General features: G+C 73.5%; 22 protein-coding genes and 1 pseudogene. 10 read left to right on the forward strand and 13 right to left on the reverse strand.

Features of this window, described 5'->3' with window-relative positions:
- Positions 1-86: 86 nt before the first annotated feature.
- The 4 genes from ACIRRS_RS31750 to ACIRRS_RS31765 form a co-directional block, all read right to left on the reverse strand.
- Complete coding sequence (locus ACIRRS_RS31750; protein WP_402978122.1) at positions 87-515, reverse strand: (deoxy)nucleoside triphosphate pyrophosphohydrolase; 429 nt, start codon at positions 513-515, stop codon at positions 87-89.
- Between the two features lie 43 nt (positions 516-558).
- Positions 559-726, reverse strand: coding sequence for an SPOR domain-containing protein (locus ACIRRS_RS31755; protein ID WP_402978124.1), 168 nt, complete (start codon positions 724-726; stop codon positions 559-561).
- Positions 727-912: 186 nt separating this feature from the next.
- Complete coding sequence (locus tag ACIRRS_RS31760; protein WP_402978127.1) at positions 913-2,385, reverse strand: DUF4190 domain-containing protein; 1,473 nt, start codon at positions 2,383-2,385, stop codon at positions 913-915.
- 226 nt (positions 2,386-2,611) lie between these two features.
- Complete coding sequence (locus ACIRRS_RS31765; RefSeq protein WP_402978130.1) at positions 2,612-3,412, reverse strand: methyltransferase domain-containing protein; 801 nt, start codon at positions 3,410-3,412, stop codon at positions 2,612-2,614.
- A gap of 162 nt (positions 3,413-3,574) precedes the next feature.
- Between ACIRRS_RS31765 and ACIRRS_RS31770 the strand changes: the two are divergent.
- From ACIRRS_RS31770 to ACIRRS_RS31785, 4 genes and pseudogenes are all read left to right on the forward strand, one after another.
- Positions 3,575-4,713, forward strand: a pseudogene (locus tag ACIRRS_RS31770) (dihydrofolate reductase family protein).
- Between the two features lie 70 nt (positions 4,714-4,783).
- A complete protein-coding gene (locus ACIRRS_RS31775) occupies positions 4,784-5,452 on the forward strand; it encodes an HAD-IA family hydrolase (protein ID WP_402978133.1) in 669 nt (222 codons plus the stop codon).
- Positions 5,453-5,529: 77 nt separating this feature from the next.
- Positions 5,530-5,787: a type II toxin-antitoxin system Phd/YefM family antitoxin gene (locus ACIRRS_RS31780; RefSeq protein ID WP_402978136.1), complete on the forward strand. Its 258-nt coding sequence runs from the start codon at positions 5,530-5,532 to the stop codon at positions 5,785-5,787.
- Positions 5,784-6,044 (forward strand): Txe/YoeB family addiction module toxin, encoded by a 261-nt coding sequence (locus ACIRRS_RS31785; RefSeq protein WP_402978139.1) that lies wholly within the window; start codon positions 5,784-5,786, stop codon positions 6,042-6,044. The genes ACIRRS_RS31780 and ACIRRS_RS31785 overlap by 4 nt, the downstream gene beginning before the upstream one ends.
- Before the next feature lie 208 nt (positions 6,045-6,252).
- On the opposite strand, the gene ACIRRS_RS31790 is transcribed toward ACIRRS_RS31785, so the two are convergent.
- The 4 genes from ACIRRS_RS31790 to ACIRRS_RS31805 form a co-directional block, all read right to left on the reverse strand.
- On the reverse strand, positions 6,253-6,507 hold the full coding sequence (locus tag ACIRRS_RS31790) for a Txe/YoeB family addiction module toxin (RefSeq protein ID WP_402978142.1): 255 nt from the start codon (positions 6,505-6,507) through the stop codon (positions 6,253-6,255).
- On the reverse strand, positions 6,504-6,785 hold the full coding sequence (locus ACIRRS_RS31795; protein WP_329927349.1) for a type II toxin-antitoxin system prevent-host-death family antitoxin: 282 nt from the start codon (positions 6,783-6,785) through the stop codon (positions 6,504-6,506). The genes ACIRRS_RS31790 and ACIRRS_RS31795 overlap by 4 nt, the downstream gene beginning before the upstream one ends.
- Before the next feature lie 197 nt (positions 6,786-6,982).
- The gene (gene ychF, locus ACIRRS_RS31800; protein ID WP_402978145.1) at positions 6,983-8,056 is read right to left on the reverse strand and encodes a redox-regulated ATPase YchF; all 1,074 of its coding nucleotides are present in this window, start codon (positions 8,054-8,056) and stop codon (positions 6,983-6,985) included.
- A gap of 84 nt (positions 8,057-8,140) precedes the next feature.
- The gene (locus ACIRRS_RS31805; protein ID WP_402978148.1) at positions 8,141-8,533 is read right to left on the reverse strand and encodes a glyoxalase; all 393 of its coding nucleotides are present in this window, start codon (positions 8,531-8,533) and stop codon (positions 8,141-8,143) included.
- 174 nt (positions 8,534-8,707) lie between these two features.
- On the opposite strand from ACIRRS_RS31805, the gene ACIRRS_RS31810 reads away from it, so the two are divergent.
- A complete protein-coding gene (locus ACIRRS_RS31810) occupies positions 8,708-9,331 on the forward strand; it encodes a DUF6542 domain-containing protein (protein ID WP_402978151.1) in 624 nt (207 codons plus the stop codon).
- An 18-nt stretch (positions 9,332-9,349) separates the two neighbouring features.
- Here ACIRRS_RS31810 and ppgK read toward each other — a convergent pair whose 3' ends face one another.
- Positions 9,350-10,093, reverse strand: a complete 744-nt coding sequence (gene ppgK / locus ACIRRS_RS31815; RefSeq protein ID WP_402978154.1) for a polyphosphate--glucose phosphotransferase — start codon at positions 10,091-10,093, stop codon at positions 9,350-9,352.
- A gap of 174 nt (positions 10,094-10,267) precedes the next feature.
- Positions 10,268-11,242, reverse strand: coding sequence for a 4-hydroxy-3-methylbut-2-enyl diphosphate reductase (locus ACIRRS_RS31820; protein ID WP_402978157.1), 975 nt, complete (start codon positions 11,240-11,242; stop codon positions 10,268-10,270).
- A 120-nt stretch (positions 11,243-11,362) separates the two neighbouring features.
- Between ACIRRS_RS31820 and ACIRRS_RS31825 the strand changes: the two genes are divergently transcribed.
- Together ACIRRS_RS31825 and xseA are read left to right on the forward strand one after the other, a co-directional pair.
- The gene (locus tag ACIRRS_RS31825; RefSeq protein WP_402978160.1) at positions 11,363-12,715 is read left to right on the forward strand and encodes an APC family permease; all 1,353 of its coding nucleotides are present in this window, start codon (positions 11,363-11,365) and stop codon (positions 12,713-12,715) included.
- A gap of 38 nt (positions 12,716-12,753) precedes the next feature.
- Entirely contained in the window at positions 12,754-13,974 is a 1,221-nt protein-coding gene (gene xseA / locus ACIRRS_RS31830) for an exodeoxyribonuclease VII large subunit (protein ID WP_402978163.1), read from the forward strand.
- Between the two features lie 35 nt (positions 13,975-14,009).
- Here the strand turns inward: xseA and ACIRRS_RS31835 are convergent, their stop codons facing one another.
- Positions 14,010-14,498, reverse strand: a complete 489-nt coding sequence (locus ACIRRS_RS31835) for a GNAT family N-acetyltransferase (RefSeq protein ID WP_402978166.1) — start codon at positions 14,496-14,498, stop codon at positions 14,010-14,012.
- An 84-nt stretch (positions 14,499-14,582) separates the two neighbouring features.
- Here ACIRRS_RS31835 and ACIRRS_RS31840 point away from each other — a divergent pair, with 84 nt between their 5' ends.
- Positions 14,583-14,840: an exodeoxyribonuclease VII small subunit gene (locus tag ACIRRS_RS31840; protein WP_402978169.1), complete on the forward strand. Its 258-nt coding sequence runs from the start codon at positions 14,583-14,585 to the stop codon at positions 14,838-14,840.
- Between the two features lie 112 nt (positions 14,841-14,952).
- Positions 14,953-15,555: a malonic semialdehyde reductase gene (locus ACIRRS_RS31845; protein ID WP_402978172.1), complete on the forward strand. Its 603-nt coding sequence runs from the start codon at positions 14,953-14,955 to the stop codon at positions 15,553-15,555.
- 71 nt (positions 15,556-15,626) lie between these two features.
- On the opposite strand, the gene ACIRRS_RS31850 is transcribed toward ACIRRS_RS31845, so the two are convergent.
- Positions 15,627-16,142, reverse strand: a complete 516-nt coding sequence (locus tag ACIRRS_RS31850; RefSeq protein WP_402978175.1) for a DUF4245 domain-containing protein — start codon at positions 16,140-16,142, stop codon at positions 15,627-15,629.
- Positions 16,143-16,378: 236 nt separating this feature from the next.
- Here ACIRRS_RS31850 and glpX point away from each other — a divergent pair, with 236 nt between their 5' ends.
- Positions 16,379-17,419, forward strand: coding sequence for a class II fructose-bisphosphatase (gene glpX / locus ACIRRS_RS31855; RefSeq protein WP_402978178.1), 1,041 nt, complete (start codon positions 16,379-16,381; stop codon positions 17,417-17,419).
- An 82-nt stretch (positions 17,420-17,501) separates the two neighbouring features.
- On the opposite strand, the gene ACIRRS_RS31860 is transcribed toward glpX, so the two are convergent.
- Positions 17,502-17,882, reverse strand: coding sequence for a WhiB family transcriptional regulator (locus ACIRRS_RS31860; RefSeq protein ID WP_402978213.1), 381 nt, complete (start codon positions 17,880-17,882; stop codon positions 17,502-17,504).
- Between the last annotated feature and the right edge of the window lie 113 nt (positions 17,883-17,995).

Raw genomic sequence — 17,995 nt, forward strand, 5'->3', positions numbered from 1 at the left:
GTGCGCGTCGGCGGTTCCGGGCGACGGGGGCGGCGGTTCCGGGCGACGGGGGCGGCGGTTCCGGGCGAGTGCGTCGGCGGCGGCCGTCAGCCGTGCAGGAGCGGCTCGACGTGCGGCAGGACCTCGCGGTCGTGGACCAGCCAGTCGACGGAGTCCAGCTCCTGCGGCCCCAGCCAGCGCAGCTCGTCGTGCTCCAGGAGCGGGCGCGGATCGCCGTCCAGCAGTTCGGCCGTCCAGAACCGCAGCTCCAGGCCGGGCCGGACGGTCCACGCGCCGGGCAGCCTGTTCAGCGCCCGGGCCCGTACGCCCAGCTCCTCCATCAGCTCGCGCTCCAGCGCCTGCGCCTCCGTCTCGCCGGGCTCGGCCTTGCCGCCGGGGAACTCCCAGCGGCCGGCCACCGACTCGGGGGTGCTGCGGCGGGCGGCGAGCACCCGGCCGCGGTGGACCAGGGCGCCTCCGACGACGATCCGGGGGGCGGGGGTCTGCGCGGTGCTGTTCTCGGGGGCCTCGTCCATGCCCCGACCCTACGGCCCGAGCCGACGGGGCCGTCCGGGACTTCTACGGGTGGCCCGCCGGGCCGTCCTCCGCCTCCACCCAGTACAGCTGCTTGTGGCCGCGCGCCTCGAACTCGGCGGCCAGGCGCTCCGCCTCCGCCCGGTCGAGACCGGCGGCGACCAGGAAGCGGTTGCCGTTGTCGTCCTGTCGCATCACCCGGTGATCGCCCATGGGGGCAAGGGTAGGAGGGCCCCGGCCCGCGTGGGGGTCGGGCCGGGGCTCGCCCGCGACCATACGCCCGCAGCGCTACCACGGGGTTCGGGCACGGTTAACGACGGGTAACGGGGGCTCGGGCGAGGCCTTCACACCCGGAGTCCTCCCACCTCGGGACACCTCGGGCCTTCACACCTCGGGCCTTCACACCCGGAGGTCGGGCGCCTGCTCCCCGGTGGCCAGGCCCAGCGCGCGCCGGACGTCCACGCTCAGCGGGACGGTCTTGCCCACCAGGGCCTGCGCGCGGCGGATGTCGCCGACCAGGTCCGAGCCGTCCACGGCGTCGTCCCAGGCGGAGGCCGCCTGCTCCTGGGCCGCGGCGAGCTTGGCGACCTTCGGGGCGACCTCCGCCGACCAGCTCCCGGAGGCCTTGCGCAGCGCCCCAGCCTCGGCGCGGGAGGCGGCGGCCATCCGCCGGGCCCAGTCCCGGTTGGCGGCCGGGTCGGCGGTGGCGTCCTTCTTCGGGCGGTTGGTCGAGACGCCGTTGAAGTCCCGCACGGCCTCCAGGTAGGCCAGCTGGGCCGCGCTCAGCTTCGTGCGGTCGGTGCGGACCGTCCCCCGGTGCTGGTCGTCGCGGTCCTCGAAGGCGCAGGTGACGTACCGGTCGCCGCGCGCCCAGTTGAGCCTGGTCGGGTAGAGGTAGACGTCGTCCATGCCGTCCGGGACGGCCCACTGGTCGAGCGCGTACTCGTCGAGCACCGGGCGGCACAGCTCGGAGGCCCGCTCCCGGACCACGCTCTCGCCCGGGTACGTCCGGCCCTCCGCGGCGGGGAACTGGGCGGCGCCGGCCACCTCGCCGTGGTGCGCCTCGGTGCAGGGCACCTTGCGCACCCAGTACACCGTCTCGTCGCCGCTCGGATCGGCGGAGCTGCCGCCCTCCGGCGTGCTGTAGCAGTCGCCGGTCTTCAGGTCGGACCAGTGCACCATCCCGGCCGGCACACCGCCGCCACCGCCCCGGGCCGCCCGGTCGGTGCTGCGGGGCGAGCTGAAGTCGGCCGCGCCCACGACGAGGGCGAACAGCAGCGTGCCGGCCGCGCCGAGCGCCACGCCCGCCACGGCCAGGCCCCGGCCGCGCTCGCGGTTCCGCTTGATCTGGAACATCGCGACGATGCCGAGCACCAGGGCCACGGGCGACAGCAGGGTCAGGCCGGTCGCCAGCGAGGCGATCGCGAGGCCGTTGGTGCCCGGGGTGGCGGGGGCGCCGTACGGGGGGCCGTAGGGCTGACCGTACGGCTGGCCGTACGGGAGCGGGGGCTGGGTGCCCGGCATGCCCGGCTGGAGACCGGACTGCGCGGACGGCGGCACGGAGGCCCAGCCGCCGGCGGGCAGCGGCGGGGGCGGCGGCTGGGGCGGGGCGACGGACGGGGCGGGGGTGTCCTGGGGCGGGGCCCAGGGGTTGGCCGGCTCGGGGGCGGGGGCGGGCGCGGCGGGCGCGGCGGGCTCCGGGGGTGCCGGGGCCGCCTGGGCCGGGTCCTTGCCGGCGGGCGCCCCGTCGGGGTCGGCCTCCTCCGGGCGGGAGGCGAGGAGGTCGATGCGCGGATCCCGCTGCGGCACGGCCTCCCCGGCCTCCCCGGCGGGCGACTCCGGCTCCGGGCCGGGCAGCTCGGACTTCGACACGTTGGACTCCCCCGGCCCGCCGCGACGGACCTCAGCTCCGGTGGTTCGACTCGTCGGCTCGGCCCCCGCCGCCGGATCGGACGGACCCGAACCGGCCCGGTGCGAGCGGACGCGCGACTCTATCGGATCATCCCAACCATTCGCCGCGCCATTACGCCCGCCGCCCTGCCGCCGCCCCGTCGCCGTTCCCCTGCCGCCCGTCGGCAGCCCCGCCGCCGCCTCCGCGTCACCCGCGCGCCAGGACCTCGCCGTGCAGCATCGAGAACCAGCCGTCCCCGGAGGCGGCCCACTCCCGCCAGCCGTCCGCGATCCGCTCCAGCTCCCCCTGGTCCGCCAGGCCGCGTTCGACCGCCGTCCGTCCGAACGCCGTGCCGGTGACCCGGTCCGCCCACATCTCGGCCCACCAGGCGCGCCGGTCGGGCGTCGCGAAGGTCCAGGTGCTCGCGCTCGCCGTCACCTCGGCGAAGCCCGCCTCCCGGGCCCAGGCCAGCAGGCGCCGCCCTGCGTCCGGCTCGCCGCCGTTGGCGCGGGCGACCTGCGCGTACAGCTCCGACCAGCGCTCCAGCGCGGGCGCCTCGGGGTACCAGGTCATCGTCGCGTAGTCGACGTCCCGGGCCGCGACCACCCCGCCGGGCGCCGTCACCCGGCGCATCTCGCGCAGCGCGCCGACCGGGTCGGCCAGGTGCTGCAGCGTCTGATGGGCGTGCACGACGTCGAACTCCCCGTCCCGGTACGGCAGTCGGTGGGCGTCCGCGCAGGCGAACTCGACGTTGGACAGACCGCGCCCGGCCACGTGCTCGGCCGCCTGCGCCAGCACCTCGGCGGAGGCGTCCACCGCGACCACCCGCCCCTGCGGGCCGACCAGTTCGGCCAGGTCGGCGGTGATCGTGCCGGGGCCGCAGCCGATGTCCAACAGCGCCTGCCCGGGCCGCAGTTCGGGCAGCAGGTAGGCGGCCGAGTCGGCGGCCGTACGGGAGCGGTGCGAGCGCAGCACGGCCTCCTGGTGGCCGTGGGTGTAGACGGTCATGACGTCCCCCTGCGGTTGAGAGCGGGCACCCTGCCCGCTCTCCCCCGACGCTAGCGAACGATCCACATCCCGAGAAGATTCGTCTCACATTTCGATCACCGTCCGGCGTGCCACCCACCCGCCGTACCGTGGGAACCCCTCCCCCGAGAGAACGGTCCGCCGATGCCCGGCCAGCGCCCCTTCGTCCTGCTGAGCGCCGCGATGTCCCTCGACGGCCACCTCGACGACGCCTCCCCCGAGCGCCTGCTGCTCTCCAACGCCGACGACTTCGACCGGGTCGACGAGGAGCGCGCGGCGGCCGACGCGATCCTGGTCGGGGGCAACACCCTGCGCGCCGACAACCCGCGCCTGCTGGTCAACTCCCCCGCCCGGCGCGCCGACCGGATCGCGGCCGGCCGCCCCGAGCACCCGCTCAAGGTGACGCTCAGCGCGAGCGGCGCGCTCGATGCCGACCTGCGGTTCTGGCACACCGGCGGCGCCAAGCTCGCGTACACCACGGAGGCCGGCGCGTCCGTGCTGCGCCCCCGGCTGGACGGGCTGGCGGAGGTGGTCGCGCTCGGCGGCGCGGTGGACCTCGGCGCGGTGCTGGACGACCTGGGCGCGCGCGGGGTGCGCCGGCTGATGGTCGAGGGCGGCGGCGGGGTGCACACCCAGTTCCTGGCGCAGGGCCTCGCGGACGAGCTGCAGCTGGCCGTCGCCCCGCTGCTGGTCGGCCAGGCCGAGGCGCCGAGGTTCGTCCGCCCGGCCGCCTTCCCCGGCGGCCCGGCCCGGCGGATGCGCCTGCTGGAGGCACGTACGGTGGGCGACGTCGTCCTGCTCAGGTACGCCCCCAAGGAGCCCGCCCCGTGACCAGCCCCGCCACCGACCTCGCCCACCTGCGCCGGGCGGTCGAGCTGTCCCGACGCTGCCCGCCCTCCACGACGGCCTTCTCCGTCGGCGCGGTGATCGTCGGCGCGGACGGCGAGGTGCTCGCCGAGGGCTTCAGCCGCGAGGGCGACCCGCACGACCACGCCGAGGAGGCGGCCCTGGCCAAGCTCCCGGCGGGCGACCCCCGACTGCGCGGGGCGACGGTCTACAGCAGCCTGGAGCCCTGCGGGCAGCGCGCCTCCCGCCCGTCGCCGTGCGCCCGGCTGCTGATCGCGGCGGGCGTGCCCCGCGTGGTGGTCGCCTGGCGCGAGCCGGACCTCTTCGTCGCCGACTGCCAGGGGACGGCCCTGCTGGAGGCGGCGGGGGTCGAGGTGGTGGAGCTGCCGGAGCTGGCCGAGGAGGCGCGGGCGGTCAACGCCCACCTGCTCCGCTAATCTTTTGTATCATTTCAAAACAAAAGACTCGGCTTCGCTGCCACCGCCATTCTCCTCAAGGAGACGCCTCATGCCCAGCCCCGCCCCGATCCGGCTCACCACCCGGGCCCTCCTCCTCGACATGGACGGCACCCTGGTCAACTCCGACGCCGTCGTCGAACGCTGCTTCACCCGCTGGGCCGTGAGGCACGGCCTCGACCCGGCCGCCGTCCTCGCCATCGCCCACGGCCGCCAGGGCCACGCCACCATGGCCGAACTCCTCCCCGACCGCCCTGTCGAGGTCAACCTCGCCGAGAACGCGCAGATGCTCGCCGAGGAGCGCGCCGACACCGAGGGCGTCGTCCAGATCCCCGGCGCCGACGCCTTCCTCGCCTCCCTCGCCGGCCTCCCCCACGCCCTCGTCACCTCCGCCGACCTCCCCCTCGCCCGGGTCCGCATGGACGCCGCCGGCCTCCCCCTCCCGCCCGTCCTGGTCACCGCCGAATCCGTCGGCGCCAGCAAGCCCGACCCCGAGGGCTTCCTCAAGGGCGCCGCCGCCCTCGGCTTCACCCCCGCCGACTGCCTCGCCTTCGAGGACTCCGCCGCCGGCATCGCCGCCGCCCGCGCCGCCGGCATGCGCGTCATCGGCATCGGCCCCCGCGCCGCCGCCCACCACCCCGACGCCCACACCCCCGACCTCACCACCCTCACCGTCACCCCCACCCCCGACGGCCTCCTCACCGTCACCGTCCACCCCTGAGGCGCCGGCGGGAATCCCGCCTTGTCGCCCCACCGGCCCGGCGTACAGTTTCTTGTACGCAGCGGAGGAGGCGACCCATGAAGACGATGACCTGCTCGGAGTCCCGCGCACGCTACGCCGAGGTGCTCAACGCGGTCACCGACGACCGTGAAGAGATAGTGATCACCCGCGCCGGGCACGAGCCGGTGGTCATCGTCTCGCTGGAGGACTACCAGTCCCTCAAGGAGACCGCCCACCTCCTGCGCAGCCCCGCCAACGCCCGCCGCCTGCTGGCCTCCATCGACGAGTTGGAGAACGGCGGAGGAACCGTACGGGAGCTGGCGGACCCGGAGTGAAGGTCACCTTCGCCTCCCGGGCTTGGGAGGACTACCTGTGGTGGCAGGTCCAGGACCGCAAGATCCTCAAGCGGATCAACACCCTCGTCGCCGATGTCGCGCGCAACGGCAACGAGGGGATCGGCAAACCGGAACCGCTCAAACACGGGTTCCAGGGCTACTGGTCGCGCCGGATCAACGATGAGCACCGGCTGATCCACAAGGTCACCGACGACTCGATCCTGATCGCCCAGTGCCGCTACCACTACGAGAACTGAGCCGACGGGAAACCGAAACGGGAGGTGGGGCGGGGGGGGGGGGGGGGGGGGGGCGGCGGGGCCCCCCCCCCCCCCCCCCACCTCCCGTTGGCCCGGTCAGACGTTGAAGCGGAACTTCCACCACAGCGCTGCGACCTACGGAAACGTTGATTTCGAGGAGCCAAGTCAGCACGGAATCAGCACCGTGGCAGCACACCAGGACCGGGAATCAGTAGTGGTAGCGGGCCGCCAGGATGATGACCTCCCGGTCGGTGACCAGATAGACGAGGCGGTGCTCGTCATCGATCCGCCGCGACCAGGCCCCTGGCAGGTGGTACTTCAGTGGCTCGGGCTTGCCGATCCCGGTGAACGGATCGCGCAGGACGTCCTCGATGAGCTTGTTGATCCTCGCGAGCATCTTGCGATCGTTCTTGAGCCAGGAGGTGTAGTCCTCCCAACCCTGCTCTTCGAAGACGAGCCTCACTCGACACCCCGCCCGGCATCAGCCGAGTCGGGGTCGATGAGCGTGCGCTCGGAGAGCCCTATGCCGTTCAGTGCGTTGTCGTACGCCTTGAGAAGGCGACGCGCGTTCGCCGGCGAACGCAGGAGGTACGAGCCCTCACGCAGGGCGGCGTAATCCTCGGCGGAGACGAGCACGGCATTTCCGTGCTTGGACACGATCTCGATGGCGTCGTGATCCTCGTTGACCTTCTTGATCAACGGGAAGAGATCCCTGCGGGCCTCGCTCGCGGTGATGGACATGGCGCGAACCCCCTTAGGCAAGTGGTACCGAATAACGTACCACTCATTCGGGCTTCGGGTGCATCGATGACCGGCATGGACTCCCGCAGGTCAGCACCAAGTCAGCACGGAAACGAGGAGAGGGTCGAACTCCATGGAGTCCGACCCTCTCCGACCTGCACACTTGTCAAATCAAGTGACATGCAGCAGTGAATTGATCACACGTTGAAGCGGAACTCCACGACGTCGCCGTCCTGCATGACGTACTCCTTGCCCTCGATGCGGGCCTTGCCCTTGGCGCGGGCCTCGGCGGTGGAGCCGGTCTCGACGAGGTCGGTGAAGGCGATGACCTCGGCCTTGATGAAGCCCTTCTGGAAGTCGGTGTGGATGACACCGGCGGCCTCGGGGGCGGTGGCGCCCTTCTTGATGGTCCAGGCGCGGGCTTCCTTGGGGCCGGCGGTGAGGTAGGTCTGCAGGCCGAGGGTGTCGAAGCCGACGCGAGCGAGGGTGGCGAGGCCGGGCTCGTCCTGGCCCATGGACTGGAGGAGCTCCAGGGCCTCGGCGTCGTCGAGCTCGATCAGCTCGGACTCGATCTTGGCGTTGAGGAAGATGGCCTCGGCCGGGGCGACCAGCGCGCGCTGGACGTTCTTGAAGTCCTCGTCGGCCAGCTCGTCCTCGTCCACGTTGAAGACGTAGAGGAAGGGCTTGGCGGTGAGGAGGTGGAGCTCGCGGATCGGGGCGGTGTCGAAGCCGGCCTCGAAGAGGGTCTTGCCGGTCTCCAGGATCGCCTGGGCGGCCTCGGCGGCGGCCAGGACGGAGGCGGTCTCCTTCTTGAGGCGCGCCTCCTTCTGGAGCCGGGGCAGGACCTTCTCGACGGTCTGGAGGTCGGCCAGGATCAGCTCGGTGTGGATGGTCTCGATGTCGTCCTTGGGCGACACCTTGCCGTCCACGTGCACCACGTCGGGGTCGGTGAAGGCCCGCACGACCTGGCAGATGGCGTCCGACTCGCGGATGTTGGCGAGGAACTTGTTGCCCAGGCCCTCGCCCTCGCTCGCGCCGCGCACGATGCCGGCGATGTCGACGAAGTCGACGGTGGCCGGGAGGATGCGCTGCGAGCCGAAGATCTCGGCGAGCTTGGTCAGCCGCTCGTCCGGGACGCCGACGACGCCGACGTTCGGCTCGATGGTGGCGAACGGGTAGTTGGCCGCCAGCACGTCGTTCTTGGTCAGGGCGTTGAACAGGGTCGACTTGCCGACGTTCGGCAGGCCGACGATTCCGATCGTGAGCGACATGAAGTGCGGTCCCGGGGGCTTGGAGGAGTTGGGCAGGCCCTGGGCGGGCCGACCCCCAAGTCTACGGGCAGCGCCCCGCCGGGCTCACGCCTCGGTCGGGGCCGTCCTCGGCTCCAGGAACTCCAGGCGGTTGCCCAGCCTGTCGTCGGCGTAGAAGCGCCGGTGGCCGGGCAGGTTGTCGTCCCACACCACCGCGTGGCCGTGCGCGGCGAGCCGCTCGGCGAGGGCGTCGAGGGAGCGCACCAGGATGCCGGGGTGGCCCTTGCGGGCGGGGCGGAAGTCCGGGGTGACGCCGAGGTGGACCTCGACGCCGCCGCCGCGGAACCAGCAGCCGCCGCGGGCCGCGAGCACCGGGGGCTTGGGCAGTTCGGTCATGCCGAGGACGCCGGTCCAGAAGGCGCGGCACTCGTCCTCGGCGCCCGCCGGGATGTCGAGCTGGACGTGGTCGAGCCGGACGAACGCGAAGTCCTCGGTCATGCCTACCCCCGTGGCAATCATCAGATGATCAGGTGTCGTTGACTCGGCTGAGCAGGGCAGGTACCTGATCAACGATCAATCGATCATCATATGAGTACGCCATCCGGGGACACGGGACAAGACCTGAACGGTCCATTACACAGTGTGGCGATGATCGGACCGTACGTTGGGCGAGTGGAGCAGAGCATCCGTACCCAGACGCCAGGGCCCAGACGCAGGCCGCCGAACCGCGCGGCCGGTGCCGCCGTGCCCGGGCCCGGCCGGGCTCCCGAGACCGACGGAGCCCCCGCCGCCCGCCCCTCCCGGCTGCGCCCGGTGGCCGGCCAGCCCGCCGCCCGCCCGGCCACGCCCCGGCTGCGGCTGCGCCTGCCGCTGCGCGGGCGCGGCGGCGCCCCGATGTACGGGCGCAAGCGCACCGGGCGGCCGACCCGGCTGACCGCCATCGGCACCGGCGTGGCCGCCGTGCTCGCCACGCTCGCCGTGGCGGGCGTGGACCGGCTGCTGTTCGGCGGCCTGGGCTGGCTGTTCGGCCTCGGGTACATGGTGGTCTGCTTCCAGCTGGCCGTCCGCGTCCGCTACGCCGACCTGCTGGCCGCGCCGATCAGCGGGCCGATCGCCTTCGCCGTCGCGATGCTCGCGCTCGCGCCGGTCAACTCCCCGGGCGTCACCGCCCAGGTGGTGGCCCTGGCGACCGGCCTGGCGCTGCGGGCCGGCTGGCTGTTCTCCGGCACGGGGCTGGCGGCGCTGATCGTGCTGGCCCGCTTCATCGCCCAGCGCCGCATCCACCGCTCGCGCTAGGAAGCCCGCCGACGGACGTCAGGCCGCCCGGGCCGCCGCCATGGCGGCCCCGACGATCCCGGCGTCGTTGCGCAGCTCGGCCGGCACCACCCGCGCCTCGCGCTCGCGCATCAGCGGCAGGAACTTCTCGTGCTTGCGGCTCACCCCGCCGCCGATCACGATCAGCTGCGGCGAGAACAGCCCCTCCACCAGGTCCAGGTACTCGTCGACCCGCCCGGCCCACTGCTCCCAGTCCAGCCCGTGCCGCTCCCTGGCGGCCGAGGAGGCCCGGCGCTCCGCGTCCTTGCCGCGCATCTCGAGGTGGCCCAGCTCGGTGTTGGGCACCAGCGCGCCGTCCACGAAGAGCGCGCTGCCGATGCCCGTGCCGAACGTGAGCACCAGGACGACGCCCCGCTCGCCGCGCCCCGCGCCGTGCGCCGTCTCGGCGAGGCCGGCCGCGTCCGCGTCGTTGAGGACGGTCGCGGGCAGGCCGAGCGCCTCGCCGAACAGGCCCGCGGCGTCGAGGCCGATCCAGCCCTTGTCGACGTTGGCCGCCGTCCTGGTGCGGCCGCCGACCACCACGCCGGGGAAGGTGAGCCCGACCGGGCCCTGGTGGTCGAAGGCGCGGACCACCTCGCGGACGGCCTCGACCACGGCCTCGGGGGCGGACGGCTGCGGGGTGAGCACCTTGTGCCGCTCCTCGGCGAGGGCGCCCCGGGCGAGGTCGACCGGCGCCCCCTTGATGCCCGAGCCGCCGATGTCCACGCCGAATACCGCCGTCATCGCGTCCGCCCTCCGCCGTCCGGCCGCGGACCTTCCTGTCCCCGGCCTGGGCAACCAACCTACGAGAGGCACCCGGCCGGCGCACAGCAGAAGGAACAGGAGAAGGAACGACAGAAGGAACAGCAGAAGGCCCGGCTCCCCGGGAAGAGGGGAACCGGGCCGACAGGCCTCGGGTCAGAGCTTGCGTGCCGCCTCGGCGCGCAGGTCGCGGCGCAGCTCCTTGGGCAGCGAGAAGGTCAGGTGCTCCTCGGCGGTCTTGACCGTCTCGACGGTGTCGTAGCCGCGCGCGGCCAGGAACTCCAGCACACCCTCGACGAGGATCTCCGGCACCGAGGCGCCGCTGGTCAGGCCGACGGTGGTGACGCCCTCCAGCCACTCCTCCCGGATCTCCTCGGCGAAGTCCACCAGGTGGGCGGCCTTGGCGCCGTACTCCAGGCCGACCTCGACCAGGCGGACGGAGTTGGAGGAGTTCTTGGAGCCGACCACGATCAGCAGGTCGGTCTCCTCGGCCAGCTGCTTCACGGCGACCTGGCGGTTCTGGGTCGCGTAGCAGATGTCGTCGCTGGGCGGGCTGACCAGCCCGGGGAAGCGCTTCTTGATCTCGCCGACGGTGGCCATGGTCTCGTCCACCGACAGGGTGGTCTGGGACAGCCAGACGACCTTGGACTCGTCCCGGACCTGGACCTTCGCCACGTCCTCGGCACCGTCCACCAGGTGGATGCGGTCCGGGGCCTCGCCCATGGTGCCGATGACCTCCTCGTGGCCCTCGTGGCCCACCAGCAGGATGTCGAAGCCCTCGTCGGCGAAGCGGACGGCCTCCTTGTGCACCTTGGTGACCAGGGGGCAGGTGGCGTCGATGGTCGCGAGCCTGCCGGCCTCGGCCTCGTCGTGGACGGACGGGGCGACGCCGTGGGCGGAGAACACCACGATCGAGCCCTCGGGCACCTCCTCCGTCTCGTCGACGAAGATCGCGCCCTTCTTCTCCAGGGTCTGCACCACGTACTTGTTGTGGACGATCTGCTTGCGGACGTAGATGGGCGCCCCGTACTGCTCCAGGGCCTTCTCCACGGCGATCACGGCGCGGTCGACGCCCGCGCAGTAGCCCCGGGGGGCGGCGAGCAGGACACGGCGCTGCGCGGTGTTGGACATGGCTCCATCGTACGGGCGGCCGCGCGGCGGGCCCTCCCCCCGCCCGTCCCGGGCCCGTACGACACCGACTGGCGGAACTTTCCGGGCGGAACCGGTCACAGATGATCGAATCTGGTGTCCATGAGCACTGTGAGCGAACCGGAACGGTCCGGCGGGCTGCGCCGCAGCCTGAGCGTGCGCGACCTGATGGTCTACGGACTGCTGTTCATCGCCCCGATGGCCCCCGTCGGCGTCTTCGGCGTACTGGACGCCCGCAGCCACGGCGCCGTCGCCACGGTGTACCTGGCGGCCACGGTGGCGATGGGGTTCACCGCCTTCTCGTACGCCCAGATGGTGCGCGCGGTGCCGCGGACCGGCTCGGTGTTCGCCTACGCCCGGGCCGGGCTGGGCGAGGGGCCGGGGTTCATCGCCGGGTGGATGGCGATGCTGGACTACCTGCTCATCCCGGCGGTCGCGTACCTCTTCTCGGGGATCGCGCTGCACTCGCTGGTGCCCTCCGTCTCGCGCTGGGTGTGGACGGCGCTGGCGGTGGTGGTGACCACGGCGCTCAACCTCGTCGGGGTGCGCACGGCGGCGGCGGTCGGCTTCGCGGTGCTCGCGATGGAGGTCGCGGTGCTGGCGGTGTTCGTGGCGGCGGCCGTGGTGGTGCTCGTCCAGGACGGCGCGAAGCGCGGCTGGGACACCCCGTTCACGGCGGTCGGGGACTTCTCGATGACGGCGGTGGTCTCGGCGGTGTCCGTCGCCGTGCTCTCCTACCTGGGCTTCGACGCGATCGCGACCTTCGTCGAGGAGGCCGTCGGCGCCTCGGCGGCGGTGGCCCGGGCGGTGCTGTGGTGCCTGGCGCTGGCCGGGGTGCTGTTCGTCGCGCAGACGTACCTGGCGGCGGTGCTGGAGCCCACCACCCCGCAGCAGTTGGCCGCCGACCCGGCCGCCCAGGGCTCGGCCTTCTACGACACGGTGGAGAGCGGTGTCGGGCACTGGCTGCACGTGCTGGTGGCGGCCGGCAAGGCGATCGGCGCGGCCTTCGCGGCCCTGGCCGGGCAGGCGGCGGCCGGGCGGCTGGTCTTCGCGATGGGCCGGGAGGGGCGGCTGCCGCGCGCCCTCGGCTCCGTCGACCCGGGGAGCGCCGTACCGCGCCGGGCGCTGCTGGCGGCCGCGGTGATCACCATGGCGGCGGCCGTCTGGGCGGCCGGCCGGGACGACGGCCTCGACCAGCTGACCTCGGTGGTCAACGTCGGCGCGCTGTCGGCCTTCGCGCTGCTGCACGCCTCGGTGGTCGGCTGGTACACCGTGCGGCACGGCTCCCGGCGGTGGCCGGCGCACCTGGTCGTGCCGGTGCTGGGCATCGCGGTGATCGCGGCGGTGGTGTACGAGGCCTCGGCGACGGCGCAGTTGGTCGGGCTGGTCTGGCTGGCGGCCGGCCTGGTGGTGCTCGGCGTGCAGGGCGGCGCCCCCGTCGGTGGGCGGCGCTAGCGGGCGCGGTGTCGGCGCGCGCCGCTAGCCTCGTACGCATGGCCAACTCCAACTCCAGCTCCCCCGAAGCCCCGCTCCCGGTCGGCAAGGTCTCCGCGCTGATCGGCGGCTGGATCGACCGGCTCGGCGCGGTGTGGGTGGAGGGTCAGATCACCCAGCTCAGCCGGCGGCCGGGGGCGGGCGTGGTGTTCCTGACCCTGCGGGACCCGCAGGCGGACGTCTCGCTCACCGTCACCTGCTTCCGCTCCGTCTTCGAGCAGGTCGCCGATGTCGTGCAGGAGGGCGCGCGGGTCGTCGTGCACGCCAAGCCGGAGTGGTACGCGGCGCGCGGGCAGCTGTCGCTGCGGGCCTCGGAGATCCGGCCGGTGGGGCTGGGCGAACTCCTGGCCCGGCTGGAGCAGTTGAAGCGGAAGCTGGCCTCGGAGGGGCTGTTCGCGGCGGAGCGCAAGAAGCCGCTGCCGTTCCTGCCGCAGTGCGTCGGCCTGGTGACGGGGCGCGGCTCGGCGGCCGAGCGGGACGTGCTGGAGAACGCCCGGCGGCGCTGGCCGGCGGTGCGCTTCGAGGTGCGCAACGTGCCGGTGCAGGGGGTCAGCGCGGTGGAGCGGGTGAGCGCGGCCGTGCGGGAGCTGGACGAGCACCCCGAGGTGGACGTGATCGTGGTGGCCCGCGGCGGCGGCAGCGTGGAGGACCTGCTGCCGTTCTCGGACGAGTCGCTGGTGCGGCTGGTCGCGGCCGCCCGTACGCCGGTGGTCAGCGCGATCGGGCACGAGCCGGACCAGCCGCTGCTGGACTTCGTGGCCGACCTGCGCGCCTCTACGCCGACCGACGCCGCCAAGCGGGTCGTCCCGGACGTCGGCGAGGAGCTGGCCAAGGTCCGCCAGCTGCGCGACCGCGCCCGCCGGCACGTGCAGGCGCGGGTGGAGCGGGAGCAGCACGGGCTGGACGGCGTGCGCAGCCGGCCGGCGCTGGCCGCGCCGCACCGGATGCTGGACGGGCGCGGGCAGGAGGTCGAGGGCCTGCTGGAGCGGGCCCGGCGCACCCTGCGCCACCGGCTGGACCACGCCCAGAGCGACCTCGGGCACACCCTGGCCCGGGTGGTCGCGCTCTCTCCGGCGGCGACCCTGGAGCGCGGCTACGCGGTGCTGCAGCGGGCGGACGGCGCGGTGGTGACGGACCCTTCGCAGGTCGAGGCCGGCGAGGCCCTGCACGCCCGGGTGGCGGGCGGCGGCTTCGAGGTGGGCGTGACGGCACCTCAGTAGGAGCGCCTCAGCAGGAGCGCCTCAGCAGGAGCACCTCAGTAGGAGCGCTGGCGGGAGAGCGCGGTGGAGTGCTCGCCGAAGCCGAGGCTGCGGTAGAGCGCCTCGCCGCCGCTGCTGGCGTGCAGGTCGATGCGGCCCACCCGGCGGGAGTCGAACCAGGCCAGCAGTTCCTCGGTGCAGGCCCGGCCGTAACCGCGCAGCCGGTGGCCGGGGTCGGTGCAGATGTTGAAGACGAAGCCGAACAGCCCCTCCGGGTTGCCCGGCGCGGGCAGCCGCCGCTCCAGCGTGCCGACGGCGCAGGCGGCGAGCCGGCCGGGCCGCCCGGGGTCGTCGACGACGAAGGAGGGCATGGTGAGCTCCTCGGCCGGGACGGCCAGGCGCTCGCGCAGGACCTCCTCGGCGGTGGCCTGCCAGGGCCCGGGCCCGGCCAGGGCGGCCATGCTCGGCATCGCCTCGAACATCAGGTTGCGCAGCCGTACGAGTTCGGGGGCGTCGGCGGGAGCGGCGGGGCGGACCTCGATCATGCGGCGGAGGCTAGCGCCGCCCGGCGTCCGGCGCACCCGGGTTTCGGACCCGCTCTGTCGGCGTGAGCCCCTAGGCTTTCCGGCATGGCAGAGCAGCAGCAGGACCAGACCGCAGCGGCGCCGACGGCGGACGGCGCCCTGGGCTACGAGCACGCCCGGGACGCGCTGCTGGACGTCGTCCGGCAGCTGGAGAACGGCGGAATCTCCCTTGAGGAGTCGCTGGCGCTGTGGGAGCGTGGCGAGCAGCTGGCGAAGGTGTGCCAGCGCTGGCTGGACGGCGCCCGGGCCCGACTGGACGCCGCGCTGGCCGCCGAGGAGGGCGAGGGCCCGGGCGGGGAGTGACGGAGGTCACATTCGCTTGGGGAATCGTTGAATCTTCACCTATGTTGGAGAGAGCGATCGGCCACGGCCGGTCACACCGACGAACCCCCCCTCCCGCATGAGGTGCAGAAGCATGACCACCGACGCCCTGGTACTCGACGCCGCCGCTCAGGACCTGCTGTTCCGCGAGGCCCGCACCGCGAACACCTTCACCGACGAGCCGGTCACCGAGGAGCAGGTCCAGGCGATCTACGACCTGGTCAAGTACGGCCCGACCGCCTTCAACCAGCAGCCGCTGCGCGTCGTCCTGGTCCGCTCGGCCGAGGGCCGCGAGCGCCTCGTCCAGCACCTGTCGGACGGCAACAAGGCCAAGACCGCCGCCGCCCCGCTCGTCGCCATCCTGGCCGCGGACAACGAGTTCCACGAGGAGCTGCCGACCCAGTTCCCGCACTTCCCGCAGGCCAAGGACGTGTTCTTCTCGGACCGCTCCGTCCGTGAGGGCTCGGCCGCGCTGAACGGCGCCCTGCAGGCCGCCTACTTCATCATCGGCGTCCGCGCCGCCGGCCTGGCCGCCGGCCCGATGACCGGCTTCGACGCCGCGGGCATCGACAAGGAGTTCTTCGGCGAGGGCGACCACTCGGTGCTGGCCGTCGTCAACATCGGCAAGCCGGGCGACGAGGCCTGGTTCCCGCGCTCCCCGCGCCTGGAGTACGACCAGGTCGTCACCACGGTCTGATCCGGCGCCACGCACGCGGAAGGGCCCCGTACCGGAGGAATCCGGTACGGGGCCCTTCCGCGTGAACGGGTCTACTTGAGCGCCTGCGCCAGCTCGGCCAGCTCCTCGTACGAGGCGGTGCCGGTCAGCAGCGTCGTCCCGGCGCCGTTCTGCACGGCCAGCGCGCGGGCCTTGGTGCCCTGCACCCTGTCCCAGGTGCGGCCGGCCACCTCGGAGGTGCCGTCCGGCTTCCCCCCGGCGACCTTGTCCGAGAGCATCGCCTCGCGCGGCAGGTCGCTCTGCTCGACGGCCGCGTACTGGCCGGAGGGCGTCACGAAGCCGAGGTGCCAGGCGTTGCCCTTGCCCTCGCCCAGCGCGGCCGCCCGGTAGCTGACGGAGGTGGCCCGCCACTTGTCCGGCAGCCCCTCCGGCGCGAGCAGCGGGTACGGCGCGGCGCGCCTGGCGGTGCTCGTCTCCACCCGGTAGTCGACGACGCGCACGCCGTCGCCCTTCGCGTCGTGCGGCAGGAACACGTACCCGATCCCGACGACGAAGCCGACGGCCAGCATCGACAGGACCATGTCCCGTACGGTCTGCCGGCCCCTCATGCCCTTTTTCTCTCCAGCCACCCCCACATGGTGACCCATCCACACGCCGGGCCCGGCAGCAGGGGTGCCCACGTACGGGTGAAGCGGGATGAACCGGGGTGCTCCGGCCTCCGAGGGGGACCCGCGCCACAGACAGTCCATTCGTGGGCAGATACGATCGCAGGACCCTCACCACGGCGTTCGACCAGGCAGTAGTCGGGCGCTCACTGGCCGTCGCGTACAGAGAGGTAACGACGATGACCACGCAGTACCCGCACCACCTTCCCAGCGCCCTTGAGGTCGCGCCCGAGGCTCCCGACCGGAACCTCGCGCTCGAACTCGTCCGGGTCACCGAGGCCGCGGCCATGGCCGCCGGCCGGTGGGTCGGCCGTGGCGACAAGAACGGCGCCGACGGCGCAGCCGTGAAGGCGATGCGCACCCTCGTCTCGACCGTCTCGATGAACGGCGTCGTCGTCATCGGGGAGGGCGAGAAGGACGAAGCCCCGATGCTCTACAACGGCGAGCGGGTCGGCGACGGCACCGGCGCCGAGTGCGACGTCGCGGTCGACCCGGTGGACGGCACCACGCTGACCGCCAAGGGCATGGCCAACGCGGTGGCCGTTCTGGCCGTCGCCGACCGGGGCACCATGTTCGACCCGAGCGCCGTGTTCTACATGGACAAGCTGGTCGCCGGCCCCGAGGCCGCCGAGTTCGTCGACATCACCGCGCCGCCGGCCGTCAACATCCGCCGGGTCGCCAAGGCCAAGGGCAGCGCCGTCGAGGACGTCACCGTCATGGTGCTCGACCGCCCGCGCCACGACGGCCTCGTCCGGGAGATCCGCGAGGCCGGCGCCCGGATCAAGTTCATCACCGACGGCGACGTGGCCGGCGCCATCATGACCGCCCGCGAGGGCACCGGCGTCGACCTGCTGATGGGCATCGGCGGCACCCCGGAGGGCATCATCGCCGCCTGCGCGATGAAGTGCATGGGCGGCGTGATCCAGGGCCGCCTGTGGCCCAAGGACGACGCCGAGCGGCAGAAGGCCCTCGACGCCGGGCACGACCTGGACCGGGTGCTCACCACGAACGACCTGGTCAGCGGCGAGAACGTGTTCTTCGTCGCCACCGGCATCACGGACGGCGAGCTGCTGCGCGGTGTGCACTACCGCTCGGAGACCGCCACCACCAGCTCGCTGGTGATGCGCTCCAAGAGCGGCACCATCCGCGAGATCAACTCGGTGCACAAGCTGTCGAAGCTGCGGGCCTACAGCGCGATCGACTTCGACCGCGCCAACTGAGCCACGGGCACCGCGTCCCGGCGGCCCCGGCGGAATCCCCCCTCCGCCGGGGCCGCGGCGCGTCCGGCGCCCGTACCGCTCCTCAACCCGCTATCCGGCGACTCCCCGCGGCCGCCACCCGGGCCGCCTCGCGCAGCTCCGCGTCACGGCGGCGGCGCCGGGCCAGCACCACCCGCCGCTCGGCGGCCGTCAGCCCGCCCCACACGCCGTACGGCTCCGGCTGGGCCAGCGCGTGCTCCCGGCACTCCAGCAGCACCGGGCAGCGGGCACAGACCCGCTTCGCCTGCTCCTCGCGCGACAGCCGGGCCGCCGTGGGCTCCTTGGAGGGAGCGAAGAACAGCCCCACCTCGTCCCGGCGGCAGGCCGCCCCGGTGTGCCAGGGGTTGTCCTCCCCCGCGGGCGGCCCGCCCGCCGGGCCGCCCGGGGACTGCGCCTGCGGCCGGGGCGCCGGGGGGCGCTCCAGGACCTGTGCGGCGAGGACGGGCGAGGTGGTGCGGGACTCGATCGGATGCAGCACGGCCGTACTCCTGACGAGGCTCTCGGACACGGGGGAACCTCGCTCTCCTGCCCGGCTGC

This window comes from Kitasatospora sp. NPDC101183 (genome assembly GCF_044767945.1).
Classification (GTDB): domain Bacteria; phylum Actinomycetota; class Actinomycetes; order Streptomycetales; family Streptomycetaceae; genus Kitasatospora.